Genomic DNA, 15,535 nt, shown 5'->3' with positions numbered 1-15,535 from the left:
GTTTGGATTGATGTTGTTTTAGATAAGTTGAGGTGTTCGAGCATCTTATAGAAATCTATATCTGATATACATTAATTATTCTGTAATTCTTAATATGCTCTTCTCTCAATTTATGATCCAGGTAAGTATAAAATCATCAGGTAATCTTTCTTTTTTGTGCTTCACTCTCTTGATATATTTCAACTATAAAAAAAAGCCGCTTATGAGATATAAGATCTCATAAGCGGCTTCTATTTTAAAAGTGTCTGATATTCAGATTGAGTATGGCTGGTGCTAAAAGGCTTTTACGCCTTTATCACATCATGCCACCCATACCGCCCATGCCGCCCATATCTGGTGCTGCTGGTGCTGCTGGTTCTGGTTTATCTGCTACAACTGCCTCAGTAGTCAGGAACATTGCTGCTACGGAAGCTGCGTTTTGCAGTGCGGAGCGTGTTACTTTAGCAGGGTCAACGATACCTGCTTCGAACATGTTTACCCATTGTCCGGAAGCGGCGTTGTAGCCGATGCCTACTTCTTCTTTTTTCAGACGCTCAACGATAACGGAGCCCTCTTCGCCAGCGTTTGCTGCGATAGTGCGGATTGGCTCTTCCAGAGCGCGCAGGACGATGTTGACGCCTGTTTTCTCGTCGCCATCTACCTCTACAGCTGCTACTGCGTTGTATACGTTCACGAGTGCAGTACCACCACCGGATACGATACCTTCTTCAACCGCTGCGCGAGTTGCGTTCAGGGCATCTTCGATGCGCAGTTTGCGCTCTTTCAATTCTGTTTCTGTTGCTGCACCGACTTTGATTACGGCTACGCCGCCAGCCAGTTTAGCCAGACGCTCTTGCAGTTTTTCTTTGTCGAACTCGGAAGTTGTTTCTTCCAGCTGGGAACGGATTTGGCTGATACGTGCATCGATGTCAGCTTTGTCGCCAGCACCGTCTACAACGATTGTGTTTTCTTTGGTTACGCGTACTTGACGTGCAGTACCCAGTTGATCGATTGTAGCGGATTTCAGATCCAGACCGAGTTCTTCTGTGATCACTTGTCCACCAGTCAATGCAGCGATATCTTGCAGCATCGCTTTACGACGATCGCCAAAGCCAGGAGCTTTAACAGCTACTGCATTGAATGTACCGCGCAGTTTGTTTACAACCAGCATCGCCAGTGCTTCGCCTTCGATATCTTCAGCGATCAGAACAAGTGGTTTGCTTTGTTGTACGACTTTTTCCAGCAACGGCAGGATTTCTTGTGTGTTGCTGATTTTTTTGTCAGTGATCAGAATGTATGGGTTGTCCAGGACAGCTTCCATTTTATCTGTATCTGTGATCATGTATGGAGAGATGTAGCCGCGGTCGAATTGCATACCTTCTACAACTTCCAGCTCCGTCGCGAATCCACGGGATTCTTCAACGGTGATAACGCCGTCGTTGCCGACTTTTTCCATTGCTTCTGCGATCAGTTGACCCACTTCATCATCAGCTGCGGAGATTGCTGCAACCTGAGCGATGGATTGTTTGTCTTCAACGTGACGGGAGATTTTTTGCAGTTCTTCTACCGCAGCGCGAACCGCTTTGTCGATACCTTTACGCACAACCATAGGGTTAGCGCCAGCAGTTACGTTTTTCAGACCTTCGCGAATCATCGCTTGAGCCAGAACGGTTGCTGTTGTTGTACCGTCACCAGCAACATCGTTTGTTTTGGTAGCTACTTCTTTAACGAGCTGTGCACCCATGTTTTCGAATGCATCTTCCAGCTCGATTTCTTTTGCGATCGTTACACCGTCATTCGTGATGAGCGGGCTACCGAATTTTTTCTCCAGTACAACGTTACGACCTTTTGGTCCGAGAGTTACTTTTACTGCGTTTGCCAGTGCATCCACACCACGCAGCATGGAACGACGAGCATCTTCACTAAATCTAATGTCTTTAGCCATTTGAATAGTACCTCCTCAGTATGTTGGAAAATCAGGTTTGGAAAAGCGTTGCTTAGACAATAATCGTCCAGGCGATGTATGTGCAAGGTCGCGGAATTAACCGATGATTGCGTGAATATCGCTTTCTTTCATAATCAGGTATTCTTTGCCTTCGAATTTGATTTCTGTACCGGCATATTTGGAGAACAGCACGCGATCGCCTTCTTTTACTTCAAGCGGAACACGAACTCCATCCTTCAGTTGTCCGCTACCCACAGCGATAATTGTACCTTCCTGTGGTTTTTCTTTGGCGGAATCCGGAAGCACGATACCAAACGCAGTTGTTTCCTCCTGCTGGCTCGCTTCTACCAATACACGTTCACCTAAAGGTTTGATCATGAAAAATAGCCTCCTTATTTTGAATGATTACATTGTGCAGATCATCTGCACCGTTGTGTTAGCACTCAACAACGTGTAGTGCTAACAACCAACTTTATGATACTCAACTTGAGCGATGATTTCAAGTCCCTTTATGTAAAAATCGTACGGCAGTCATAGAAAAAGAGCAGAGAATCATTTCTCATAGAGTCTAACCGAGGATCGGTGACTTCTGAAAAATAATGCTCTGCTCTTCTCATTGCTACTCCACTAGCTACTCTCAACGTTCAGCCTCAGAATAATCTTCCTCATCCGAGGTCGTTGGCTCTGTCTGCTGGGTATGAATAACGACACAGTTTCGTTGATTATCCTTTGCTTGATAAAGAGCTTCATCCGCCAGGCGATACAGCTTCTCCTCTGACAGATCAGCGGTGGCACGCTCTACAAAGCCAACACCAATCGACATCGTCACATAAGGTGCAGCATCGCTTTGCTCATGCGGAATCTGCAAGGCTTCAATGCTCTGACGAATACGCTCGGCATACGCACCTAATTGATCATAAGTGCTACCAATATGCAGAATCGCAAACTCCTCCCCACCAAGCCGGAAAGCCATACTGTCATGTCCTGCCTGCTCCAGTAAGGTAGAGCCAATGATGCGAAGTACATTGTCGCCTTCGTAATGACCATAGGCGTCATTGTATTTTTTGTAATGATCAATATCCAGCAAAATAAACGTGATGCTCGCCTGCTGGATCACTGCCTGCTCCAGCTTATACGGAATCTGGCTATTAAAATAACGACGATTGTACAGCCCGGTCAATTCATCGGTAATCGACAAATGCTCGATTCGCTTTTTATCCGTAATATTATGACCGATACACGTATAGCCGGTCAGCTTATCTCCATCAAATTCCGGTTCAATGACCATATCAAGCCATAACGTACTGTGATCACGGCAAAATTGAAGTAGCTCGCCATGCCAGGTGCGATGCTCATTGATCGCAAAGACTTCCAGTATGTCTCCCCTCTGGGATGATGGTGGCTGGAAAAATTGATGCGGCTTGCCGATCAGCTCTTCACGCTTGTAACGAGTTAGGAAACAAAACTCTTCACTCACATGAGTAATACGACCGTAGATATCGATATTAGCAATAATGACATTTTTATCGACAATATCGAGGTACTTGAGCAATTGATCGTTCTTGATCTCCAGTTCCTCGGTACGCTGCGTGACCAGATGCTCCAGCTCGTTGTACAGACTGGCATTCTCAATCGCATACACCATCTCACGGGAAAGCAGATTGATCATATTCAGTCGCTCACGTGTGAAGGCACCGGTGATCAGATTGTTCTCCAGATAGATGACTGCGATCACACGCTCCTGATTCACCAGCGGCATACACAGCACGGACTTGGGCTGATACTCTGTCATATAGCGTATATCAGATAACCGATTACTCAACCGCGCATCATTATAAATGAGCGTCTCTTGACCGGAAGCAACTTCTTCCAGGGTCAGCCATGGAAATTCAGTCCCCATTGCGAGCTGATCATGATGAATGCGCACATCTACCTGATCGGTGTTCTCATCATATCGCCCCTCTGCCCATAGACTCGGTCCAGACTTCATAATCATACAGCCGCGCTGCGCCCCTGCATTAATCAGCACCACGTTCATGATACTATGCAGCAGCTGATCGATCTCGATTTCACGCGAGAACGATTGCGAAGCCTTGAGCAGCAGATGAATATCGATATTTTCGGTAGAGATGCTCATCGTTTGATCGCCATGCAGCGGCAACCATTGAATATGTCCCATTAATTCCTCGTAGGCTTCCTGAAGCTGCATGACCTTTGCCTTGGCTCCCCAGACGGAATAGTAGTAAGATGCCTGCTTCACATAATAAGCCGCAATTTCGGGCAACTGACGCTCCAAATAAAAGCGTCCAGCCAGCTCGCTGGCGATTGCCTTATAACGTGTAAAGTGTCCCTGTTCACTATGCCGTAGCGCCTGATGATAGTGCTTCTCCGCTTCACGGTAGTTCATTTGAAGACGAAGCCATTCGGCTTGCATCATCTCATATTGAGACAGGAAGTTATGCGGATGGTGTGCAGCAAGCTTCTTCATTCTGCCCAGCTCGCGTTTCATTCTACTCCGTACCCTGCGCTTTTCATGGATACTGTACAGATCATAATCGGCTGCAAGACACATAAAGGTATAAAAGATCGCTTCCTCCATGAAAGCCGAGCCTGCGAGCGTTGGCATCACACGATCCGCCTGCTCCAATAGCTCTCGGGAGCGACCACGTTGTTCAAACAAGAAGGCGATCTGCAAATGCGTAACATAATAGATCGCAATACCAGAATAATAGCGTGCACCTTCTAGCAGATCGAGGTATTCCTGTTCATTAAAGGCTCCTTCGTTCAGTGAATCGGTATGCTCCAGCTTACCTGCCAGCAGTCTGAACTTTTGCTGAGCTAAGCGTGCTGTCGCCAGTGCAGGCATATAGCCTGTATTCTCAATCTTGTCCAGCATAAAGTCGCTTTCCTGCAAATACGTCTCGATCTCCATTCCTGGATTCCACAGGTTCATATAATAACAGGCATGTGCCAAATACAGCATATCCCCGGATTGAAGGCTGTACTCCATAGTGCGACTATATTGCTCCTCCAGTGTTTCCCAATCGTGACTCCAGCTATAGCAGAACAGGCTGTATAGCACATGGATCTGGCTTCGCCACTGCAAATCTTCATAATTGCGATTCAGTTGTACAGCCAGCTGACCGTATTCCTCAGCTCCTTTAAAATCACCAAGCCCGGCCAGTAGCATCGCATAGCCTACATAAGCTCCTGCGGATTCGGGCGAGTTGCCATGACGAACCGAAAGTCCCGTTTGTCGGAGCACCGACCAGGCGAACAATTCCTTTTCGCCACTAATAAATGCAGGTGCTGCAAAGCCACGCAACAATCGCATAATCATTTTCATTCTTGGATCTTTGACTTCTGGGCCTTCGAGTAGCTCCTGAGGCTTGCGTCTACCGATTTTGATTTTGACAGCAATGAGTTCTTTGCCTACAATGACCATCGTTAATCGTTTTGGTACAGCGAAGCCCAGACAAGCCAATCCTGACTTGCCAGCAGCAATTGCCTCTGCCATCATACCGAGATACATATAGTGACTGGAACGCATTTCATAAATGGTCGCACGCTCAATATCCGTATGTGCACGTTCTAGCAATGCCTTACTAATCTCATTACCGCGATCATAATTTTGGATCAAATAAGCACATTCGCTGTACAGGAAATATAATTCATACATCCGTTCATAGTGAGTAGACCAGTGCTGTACATTGGACAGATCCATCGCCGCCTGTAAAAACGTCAATGCGGCTGCATAACCAAATGCCTTTTTCGCACGTCGTCCTGCCTGCATATTCACTTCGATTAGACGCTCTCGATCGATATCGTTAGCAACTAATGTAATGCCTTTATTCAGATGTCCAGCAATATCCATAATATCGGTCTGGATGCTCTGTTCCGGCTGCTCTAATAATAACCAGCCCAGCTTCAAATGCAGATGCTGACGCAACTGGGGATCGATCATCTGGTACAATGCCTGCTGAAGCTTATCATGCTGGAAGGCAAACTGAATATTCAGCCGATCCAGCTCATCTTCAGACAATGTTGATGCATCAAGCAGATGATAGCTTGCCTGTAACGGCACTAAAATATCCTCCTCTACCGCCAGCAATAATGCAGGCAATAGCTGATTCTTTTCGGCATATCCGATCAATTGCAATACACGCCAGTGAAAGCTACGACCGATCAATGCAGCAATGCTCAAAATCAATTGCGTTTCTGCCGGTAGAGTTTTCATTTTCTGAATCAAATAATCGATCAGATCCTCGTTCGATGTTAGCGAACGAATCTGTACCGAATCAAACGTCCATTCACCAGTCATCTGATCAAAATAGATCGCATTCTGCTTGTATAAGTCCTTCAGTATCTCCTGCACGAAAAATGGATTACCGCTAGTTTGGCGATGAATAACAGGCGCCAGCCATTTGAGCTGCTGAGGATTCAATTCAACCGTATCGTTAATAAACTGTTGAATAACCGGCTCACTCAGTGGCTGTAGGTGCATTTGATGAATAAATTCCTGCTCCTGCACACGCTCAATGGCTGCGGTAAGTGGATGCAACTCATTCACTTCATTTGGACGATATGAAGCGATAATCATGACTCGTTTCAGTGTTTTGCTTTCTAGTAAACGGGTAAAAAGCTGTACACTCGATATGTCTGCCCACTGCACATCATCCATAAACAAAACAATCGGCTTCTGCTGACTTGCCAGCGTTTCCAACAATCGCAATACGGACAGGAAAAATCGGTTGTTCTCTTCGACTGGCAGCAGCTGGTCTGGCTCACGCTGTGATCCGATCAATTGCTCCAGCTCTGGTAGCCAGCGGGTCATCAGACCCGCATTTGTACCAAGATTCAGCTTCAAGGCATGCTGTAAGCTTGTGCGCTCCTCATCAGGGCTATTCAGCCACTGACTGAGCAATACACGCAATGCTTCAACAAAGGCACTATACGGAATATTTTTGTTATATTGCTCGAATTTCCCCTGTACAAAGTGACCTTTACGTGCAGACACTGTCGCTTGTAGCTCATTCACGAGTGCCGTTTTACCCACACCAGCTTCACCAGCAACGAGCACGAGCTGCACACGCTCCTGAATGCTACGATCTAGCGCCTGCTCCAGCATCGTCAGCTCGGCATCACGACCATACAATCGCTGTGGAATGCGGAAAAAGGTCATACGGTCATCCTGACCGACCTTAAACTGATAATTCATTGGAGAAGCAAGGCACTTCTTCAGATCGGCACGAATGCCATACGCGCTACGGTAGCGATCCTCTGGCGACTTTTCAAGCAGCTTCATTACAATATTAGAGAGCGTCTCTGGAACCTTGCCACTCGTCTGCTCATAAGGAGATACCGGTTTTCTCGCGATAATCGCATAGATCTGCTCCATCGTCGTCGCGACAGGATGTGGACGGCTACCTGTCAGCATCTCGTACAGCGTGACACCAAGCGAGTAAAAGTCAGATCGATAGTCGATCGTACGGTTAATTCTGCCCGTTTGCTCCGGAGAAATGTAGCCGAGACTTCCCTCCATCACACCGGTAGCCACATAATCCAGCTTTTCATTACTCCAGCGCACGGACAGATCAAAGTCAATCAAGCGCAGCTCGTCTGTCTCACGGTTCCAGATGAGATTGGCAGGCTTAATATCCTTATGGATAATCTGGCGATCATGAATGCTGCCGATAATATCGGTCAATTTGATCGCCAGCTGCAAAATGGTTTGCGTATCCAGATGCTGCTTTTTCATGATGCTTTTTAGCGAATCTCCAGAGATATCCTCCAGTGTCAAAATCATATAGCCGCCGCGTTCCTCTAGCTGGATCGGGCGAATAATGCCTGAGATGGTCGGACTGAGCTCTGATAGTAGCTTGTATTCTTTTTTGATACGCATAATCGACTCATAGGTAGATACTTTAGCTCCAAGCACCTTAGCAATTACACGTTGTCCGGAAAGATTATTAATGCAGCGATAAATAGCTTTATTGCCGTGATCTGCAATTTCCTCTATCACCGTGTATTTGTGATCTTTCCATATCATTAGCGTCCCCTCGTTTCATCCTGTCTACCATCCAGCTCAAAGTTAGGGTTAAATTTGAAAATATATGCTGCTGCTAACCACAAAATCCAACAATTGACGCCAAAGAATAAATATCCGAAATAGCCCAGAATCGGCATTTCAGAGAAAATATGAAACTTATCCAGATAAGGAACAGAATATTTCCAATAGTTCGGATTCGCAGGATATCCCGATTTGAACCATTCACTACCGAAGTTCCACATTTCCCAGAACAAGCCATTTAATACGGTACCGATAGCAATCAGTAAAATAGGTGACCAGTTGCCCTCGCGAATTGGGGTAAATGGTGTCCATAGACGAGTCAGACCCATTGCTGCTGATAATAGCGGCACCAGCGCGACCCATAATACCCAGAACAATTGGTAAGGGAAATAGCCCATCAGTAAGGACAATACCAGGCCTACAATATACAAAGCGATCAGCCAGCCCTTATTCACCTTCAAGCGTGGCCCGTTACTGTAACGATCACGCATACGCGGGAACGTTTTAAGTAATAAATACCATTCTACAATAGCTGGCAATACTGTTGTATAAGATAATGAAAACCAGAAGATATTACCGAAGTCACTCATAACGTGATTATTCGGATAATACCAGTTTTCCATAACGAAAAAGTTCAAATATTCAAAGGCAAACCAGCTATAACACGACACCACAGCGAGCACCTGCATCACGCGTGGCTTGATCGACAATAGAGATATCGCATTATTACGCTTATAGACAATGCCATCCAAAATACAAATGAATGACCACCATAACGGTACAAAAGTATAACGTTCAAGTGAGAAGGAAATCGGGAGAGAGGTAATCGGTTCAAGATCAACGGGAATCTTCGCGCGTGTCCACATGATAATCCAGCAAATGATCAGTACAGGTAGCGCTCCCCAGAACCAGTATGGGAAATTTACCTTTTGGCGTACAACCGGTGCTGCCACTACCTTTTTAAAGCCAAACAATCTCGGGAATAAGAGGAAGATTAAAATAAACGCAGCAACGACAGAAGCACAGATGAAATAGGTTAGATTAAAGCCGGGATCATTCCCTGCCTGCTGTGCCGGAAACAAACCATAGCCTTCCGGCAAGCCTCCCCATCTTACAATACTCCCCAGTGTAGGCAGTAAAAAAATCAAAGCAGATGTAATGATTAGAAAGACTACTTTTTTCAATGTCGTAACCCCTTTTGTTTATATACTGGATATGTGCGCCTGCTGGCTTCGTAAAGCTCCACTGCGAGTGGAATTATGTAATCACAAAGCCGATCGTATAGGCTATGGTTTACAGGTTTGGCTTCTCTTTATCTTCGCATTCCTCCCATTCACCCGTTCAATTCCAGCAACCTGCGTTTGTCGTGTTTATTCTACAAAAGGTTACCGTTCAAATCAGTCCTTATTTACTAGTTATAATCGGCTATGCTAAAAAAAGATAGTGTTTTAATAGATAATTAAGTAAAAAAAGTGCTTTTCCAGTATCTACAGGCATTTACCTGCATGATCGAGTGACACTGGAAGAGCACTTGGATGCATAATAGAGATATTTCAAATCTAAAATTCAGTAGAAATAGTATTTACAATTTCCAATAACAGTCTTTGGATTTGTGATTTTATCCGTATATTATTCTTTACTTTTCTGTCTTTGTCGACATTTTTGTCAAATAACTTACTCGTTTAACTAATTCATCATCCTTGATGTTATCGGCTCATGCGTCCTGTCATTTACTTTATTCCTCAAGATGTTCTCGATCTCTTGCCTGCTGCTTACGATAGACGATCGACGACAGGAATACACTCAGCTCATACAGACCAAGCAGTGGAATCGCCACCAGAATGTCGGAGATAAAGTCAGGTGGCGTAACGACAACCGCGATAAACACAAGCACAAAGTAAGCAATTCGCCGCAGCTTACGCAGCAGAGCAGGCGATACGATACGCAGTGTGGTCAAAAACATAATGACCAGCGGAAGCTCGAACAAGGCTGCCACAGGAAAAACGATATTGGACATAAACGTAAAATATTGCACTACACCATACGTTTCTTCCAGCCCCATGCTGCGAGTCACCTGCGAGGTGAAGGTAAGCGCCATCGGAAACACAACATAATACGCAAATAATACACCAATGATAAACATTAAAAATACAAATGGGATATAACGTAAGGCCGTTCGCCGCTCCTTAGGTAGCAAGCCCGGGCTAACAAATGCCCACAGCTGGAACAACGCACATGGTAAGGTTAAGGCGAACGCGACAACCATCGCGATTTTCATATATAAGCCAATGCCATCCCAGAAGGAAAAGACATGGAAGACCAGATTGCGCGCTGTCTCAGCAGACACCAGATATTGATAGACCGGCTGAGCGACGAACAAGCCTAGAATCATACCGAAAAATAGCACCGCGATCACAATAATGAGCCTGCGCCGAAGCTCGGTCAGATGATCCAGCAGCGACATTTCTTTTTCTAATTTGTTCATGGATTCCCTCACTTCTTCATGCCCTGTAGTATAAACAGGACAGATTCCGAGCAGCTCCCTTTCGCCCTATACGAAAAGAATCCCTTCCAAAAAGGAAGGGATTCGGAGGCTCTATAGAGCTAGCCTCCGTCATAGTTGAACGGTGATGACGTTCTGCTTTGAACGAAGCACCGGGTAGGTAGGATTAAAGTTTGTCTACTGGCTTCGACTCCTGCTGTAGCTGAGTCGCTTGAACTGGCTCTGCTGGTGCCTTTGTTTTATTATCTTCTTCCTTCATCATATCGCGTGTACCTTCCTTGAACTCGCGGAATGTACGTCCTACTGCACGTCCCAGCTCTGGCAGCTTGTTCGGACCAAATAAAATAAGCGCTAGTATAATGAGCAAAATGAAGCCAGTTGGGCCAATACCCAGACCGTTAAACATTGGAACTCCTCCTTCATTGTACGACAGCATCCGTCTATCGTGCTCCTATCATAGCATAACTACGCACTTCGCTTCACTATTGGATCACGTAAAATATTTTCCTGCTTCCACACAAATACACACAATTCCTCCATCTGGAAAAATTGTGCTGTGTCCTCATCTTTTCATGCTAGTATACCTGTTGCATCGTGAAGCTTCTACCTGATCAGCGATCTGTATATGAAGCATCCCGACCCGTGGCTATGACATGACCGTATCTATGCAGCAATATGAGAGCTCAAACTGCTAGAGTTAACGCTCATCCCCAGGGCGATATTGACCTGTAATCATCAGTAACGCTTCTGGCAATTGATCCATAATTGCTGCCAGATGCTCGTGCACACCCTTCGGTGTTCCTGGCAGATTCACGATCAGGCTGCGCTCACGAATACCGCAAATGCCACGGAACAGCATAGCTGAACGATTTTTCTGCATCACTGTAGCACGCATCGCTTCTGCCATACCCGGTACTTCGCGCTGAATGACACGCCGCGTTGCTTCCGGTGTCACATCGCGCTGGGCAAGCTCGGTTCCGCCAGTCGTTAGGATCAGATCCGCATTAAAATATTCGGTCATTTCGATCAGTGCCGCGATAATCTCATCCGGCTCATCCGGTACGACACGGTATTCTACGATCTCACCGCCAAGCTCCTCTTCTACCAGCTCGCGAATGACCTGTGCACTCGTATCCTCACGTTCACCGCGAGCTCCCTTATCACTGGCAGTTAAAATAGCCGTTCTCCAAACCATACGCTCACCCTCCCATCTCTATGCCATCTTTGTTTCGGCTGCTTCTGTATCTTCATTGCTATTTAAGCTTGTTATTGGTGTCGCTGTCGTTAGCCTCTGGTGAAATCTCCGCTTTTGCCGCCGCTCTTGGATTGCAGCAGCGTAGGGCCGATCACCATATCTTTTTGTAACGCTTTGCACATATCATAGATCGTTAGAGCAACGGCTGAAGCGGCGGTTAATGCTTCCATTTCAACGCCTGTCTTGCCTTCGGTCTTCACCTTGACCTCAATATATAGTTCATCCTTGCCGTTATCCTGAAATGTAATATTCACACCCGTTAATGGCAATGGATGGCACATTGGAATCCAGTCGGAGGTACGCTTGGCTGCCTGTATGCCTGCTACCTGCGCGACCGCGAGTACATCTCCTTTACCCACTTCGCCGGAGCGAATCGCTTGCAGTGTGGAAGGCTGCATCGTGACCTGGCTGGTAGCTACAGCTACACGTACCGTTTCTTCTTTGCCTGAAATATCAACCATTCGTGCTCTGCCCTGCTCATTAAAATGAGTGAGTGGCCCACTAGCGGTCGGCAAGCCCTCATATTCGTTATGTCCTTCATGACTCAATGAAATCCCAACTTTCGTCGCTTGCTTAATCTATAAGATAACGGTACACCGTCATTCATGTGTATGAATTACTCCGGAAGGTGTAAATAATAGATGAATTCGAAAATCATGCGGCTCCATCGGAATATGTCGTACCAGCTGCTGATGGAATGCCGGTGCTGCCAGTAGTGGAGAAGATTTATGAGACGATCGATGATTCCGATCAGCAACGGTAAGCTGTGCCATAAAGCGGTCATAATATCCACCACCATAGCCGATCCGTCCGCCAGAGCGATCATAGCCAAGACCCGGTACAATTACCAGATCAATCTCATGCCAGCGCTCGGTTGGATAATGAGCGGTATGTGCCTGTGGTTCAGGAATGCCATACATGCCAGGCTCAACATCATCAATTCCACTAATTTCATACAATTCAAAAATGCCCTGCTGCTCTCGCTGAATACGAGGCGCCAGTACACGATCACCATGCTTCCAGCACTGCTCCAGCAAGGGCAATGTATCCGGCTCATCCCGGTAAGCCAAATAACTGAACACCGTAAAAGGCTGGTTACGCTTCTGCTCTCGCAAGCGATGAATATACGCTGATGCAATCGCACATAGCTCTGCCGATTGCTGAACACGTAGCTCTGGATCAAGCTCTCGTCTTCGCTGCTGAAGCTGCTCACGAAGTAGCCGTTTATCACTCAGGTGTTCCATCAAAAGCCTCCCGTACATCGACCCGGCGAATGAGATGCAAAAGGCACGAGTCATTCATATTGACAGTGTAACACTTTCCTGTCAAAAAACCAATTTCCCTTTCTATTGTATGTACCCTTCTTGCATGCCCTTGTATACGCTGGAAGTGAGCTCTTTTTGCGCCAGCATACCGGATTAAATCATGCAAAATAACAGCATTTCATGTACACTAGACAGGATGGGCTGAGTATAGGGTAAGGTGTATGCTCCCTGTCCGTATACAGCAGCACGATGAACAACAACGCTGTATCCATCTACTACACAAGCTTCTTTATAAAATGCTCCATGCTGATGCTGCCGCTAGCCTTATTTCGTAGAAGCGAAGCTGACGATATCCATCGGTATAGGACTCGTATAACAGATCAATTGAACCGAGCAGCGAATCGCTGTTCATATAGGAAAGGATGAATGAACTGTGTTATTGCAAGCAAGCGGTATCACCAAATTATATGGCATCACACCGGTGCTGGAAGGCATCAATTTACAGATTGAGGAGCGTGAACGGATCGGTCTGGTTGGCGTCAACGGTGCCGGCAAATCGACACTGCTCAAAATTATCGCTGGTGAAATGTCCCACGATGGCGGACAAATCTTTCGCAGTAAGGAAGTCACACTGGGCTATTTGGCGCAAAATAGCGGGCTGCACCATGGCAATACGATCGGTGAAGAAATGCGCTCGGTGTATGCTGATCTGATCGAGACGGAGCGTGAGCTGCGTACGATGGAGCAGCAAATCGCTGATCCGGCACATATGGGCGATGAAAAAGCTTATGCTGATCTGTTAGAACGCTATTCCCAGCAATCGGACTGGTTCCGTGAGCGTGGTGGCTATGAGATGGAGACGCGGATTCGCAGCATTTTGCACGGGATGGGCTTTGCTGATTTTTCACAGGATACACCGGTATCGACATTAAGCGGTGGTCAGAAAACAAGACTGGCACTCGCTCGTATTCTGCTACAAGCACCTGATCTGCTCATGCTGGATGAGCCGACTAACCATCTGGATCTGGACACACTCGCCTGGCTGGAGGATTATTTGCGTGCGTATTCTGGCGCTCTGCTGGTTGTATCCCATGACCGTTACTTCCTGGATCGCCTCGTAACTAGCATCGTCGAGATTGAGCGTCACCGCTCCAGACGCTATACCGGTAACTACAGCCGCTATATCGATATTAAGGCGGCAGAGTATGACTCGGCTATGAAGCAATTTGAAAAGCAGCAGGATGAGATTGCCCGTATGGAGCAATTTATCCAGAAAAATATCGTTCGCGCGTCTACGACGAAGCGTGCACAGAGTCGTCGCCGTGCACTGGAGAAGATGGATCGTATGGATCGCCCTGCCGGTGATCTGAAAAAGGCGAGCTTTACATTTGAAACCTCGGTAGTGTCAGGCAAAGATGTGCTGCGTGTGCACAATCTAACGCTATCGTATGAGGACAAGCAAAAGCTGTTTGAGCCGATCTCATTCGAGCTGTGGCGCGGCGATATGGTTGCACTGATCGGTCCGAACGGAACAGGTAAAACGACCCTGCTCAAGGCGCTGATCGGTGATCATGCACCGGATGGCGGTAAAATTGAATGGGGTGCCAAAACGAAAATTGGTTACTACGATCAGGAGCAAGGGCATCTAAATCCGAACAATACGGTATTGGAGGAAGTATGGAGCAGCTTCCCACATCTGGAGGAGGTACGCGTTCGTACCGTGCTCGGTAACTTCCTGTTTAGCGGTGAGGATGTGCTCAAAAAGGTAGCGGCTCTGAGTGGTGGAGAAAAAGCACGCGTATCGCTCAGCAAGCTGATGCTGCTGGAAGCGAATGTACTCATTCTGGATGAGCCGACCAACCATCTGGATCTGGTGAGTAAGGAAGTGCTGGAATCCGCGCTAATGGATTATGAAGGTACATTGCTGTTCATTTCCCACGACCGTTATTTCCTGAACAAAATGGCAGAGCGTATTCTGGAGCTACGTCCGGATGGTCTGACTACGTATCTCGGTAACTTCGATGATTATACCGCTAAAAAGCAGGAGCTACTGGAAATTGCGGCTGAAGAAGCGGCTAACGCTATGAAAACAGCGAAGCCAGATGCACAGGCTACTGATCCTACTCGTCTGGCTGCAATGTCTTTCGAGGAAAGTAAGCAGGCCAAGCGTGACGAGCGTAATCGTAAGCGCCGCCTAGAGCAGCTGGAGGGCGAGATCGCGACGCATGAGGATCGCATTGCCGAGCTGGAGCAGGAGCTGACTTTACCGGAGATTTATCAGGATTATGCTGCGGTACAGACTCGTCAGGAGGAGATTGCCAGCCATCAGCAGTCGCTGGAGCAAGCTTATGAGGAATGGGAATTGTTAGCTGCTGAATAGACGCTTGTCAAGACCTGTCCATATAATTGTAAAAGTCCGTACTTTTTTTGTAAAAGAAGCTCAACAATGTTGTGAACAGACTTGTCCACAGTAATCAGTGGATTTAGAGCGATAAAAAGGATTAAAAAAAGCTGTTTT

The 15,535-nt window shown here is 46.6% G+C and carries 10 protein-coding genes; 1 reads left to right on the top strand and 9 read right to left on the bottom strand.

Going from position 1 to position 15,535, the window contains the following annotated elements:
- Positions 1 to 295 precede the first annotated feature (295 nt).
- The 9 genes from groL to IEX62_RS01210 form a co-directional block, all read right to left on the bottom strand.
- Complete coding sequence (groL, locus tag IEX62_RS01250; protein ID WP_188773590.1) at positions 296 to 1,924, bottom strand: chaperonin GroEL; 1,629 nt, start codon at positions 1,922 to 1,924, stop codon at positions 296 to 298.
- A 96-nt stretch (positions 1,925 to 2,020) separates the two neighbouring features.
- Positions 2,021 to 2,302: a co-chaperone GroES gene (gene groES, locus IEX62_RS01245; RefSeq protein ID WP_188773589.1), complete on the bottom strand. Its 282-nt coding sequence runs from the start codon at positions 2,300 to 2,302 to the stop codon at positions 2,021 to 2,023.
- A 259-nt stretch (positions 2,303 to 2,561) separates the two neighbouring features.
- Positions 2,562 to 7,973, bottom strand: a complete 5,412-nt coding sequence (locus IEX62_RS01240; RefSeq protein WP_188773588.1) for a diguanylate cyclase domain-containing protein — start codon at positions 7,971 to 7,973, stop codon at positions 2,562 to 2,564.
- Positions 7,973 to 9,178 carry a small-conductance mechanosensitive channel gene (locus IEX62_RS01235; protein WP_188773587.1) on the bottom strand — a complete coding sequence of 402 codons (1,206 nt, stop codon included), beginning with the start codon at positions 9,176 to 9,178 and terminating at the stop codon, positions 7,973 to 7,975. Before IEX62_RS01235 ends, IEX62_RS01240 begins: the two co-directional genes overlap by 1 nt.
- Positions 9,179 to 9,729: 551 nt before the next feature.
- A complete protein-coding gene (gene tatC, locus IEX62_RS01230; protein ID WP_188773586.1) occupies positions 9,730 to 10,479 on the bottom strand; it encodes a twin-arginine translocase subunit TatC in 750 nt (249 codons plus the stop codon).
- Between the two features lie 184 nt (positions 10,480 to 10,663).
- On the bottom strand, positions 10,664 to 10,903 hold the full coding sequence (gene tatA / locus IEX62_RS01225; protein ID WP_188773585.1) for a twin-arginine translocase TatA/TatE family subunit: 240 nt from the start codon (positions 10,901 to 10,903) through the stop codon (positions 10,664 to 10,666).
- A gap of 291 nt (positions 10,904 to 11,194) precedes the next feature.
- On the bottom strand, positions 11,195 to 11,692 hold the full coding sequence (locus tag IEX62_RS01220; protein ID WP_188773584.1) for a MogA/MoaB family molybdenum cofactor biosynthesis protein: 498 nt from the start codon (positions 11,690 to 11,692) through the stop codon (positions 11,195 to 11,197).
- Positions 11,693 to 11,781: 89 nt separating this feature from the next.
- Positions 11,782 to 12,300, bottom strand: a complete 519-nt coding sequence (gene moaC / locus IEX62_RS01215) for a cyclic pyranopterin monophosphate synthase MoaC (protein ID WP_188773583.1) — start codon at positions 12,298 to 12,300, stop codon at positions 11,782 to 11,784.
- A gap of 51 nt (positions 12,301 to 12,351) precedes the next feature.
- On the bottom strand, positions 12,352 to 12,996 hold the full coding sequence (locus IEX62_RS01210; RefSeq protein ID WP_188773582.1) for a 5-formyltetrahydrofolate cyclo-ligase: 645 nt from the start codon (positions 12,994 to 12,996) through the stop codon (positions 12,352 to 12,354).
- A 454-nt stretch (positions 12,997 to 13,450) separates the two neighbouring features.
- On the opposite strand from IEX62_RS01210, the gene IEX62_RS01205 reads away from it, so the two are divergent.
- Positions 13,451 to 15,397, top strand: coding sequence for an ABC-F family ATP-binding cassette domain-containing protein (locus tag IEX62_RS01205; RefSeq protein ID WP_188773581.1), 1,947 nt, complete (start codon positions 13,451 to 13,453; stop codon positions 15,395 to 15,397).
- The last annotated feature ends 138 nt before the right edge of the window (positions 15,398 to 15,535 follow it).

Origin of the sequence: Paenibacillus hunanensis, assembly GCF_014645615.1 — a bacterium.
Lineage (GTDB): Bacteria > Bacillota > Bacilli > Paenibacillales > Paenibacillaceae > Saccharibacillus > Saccharibacillus hunanensis.
The sequence above is the reverse complement of the archived record's forward strand: the minus strand, read 5'-3'. Positions and strand labels throughout refer to the sequence as shown.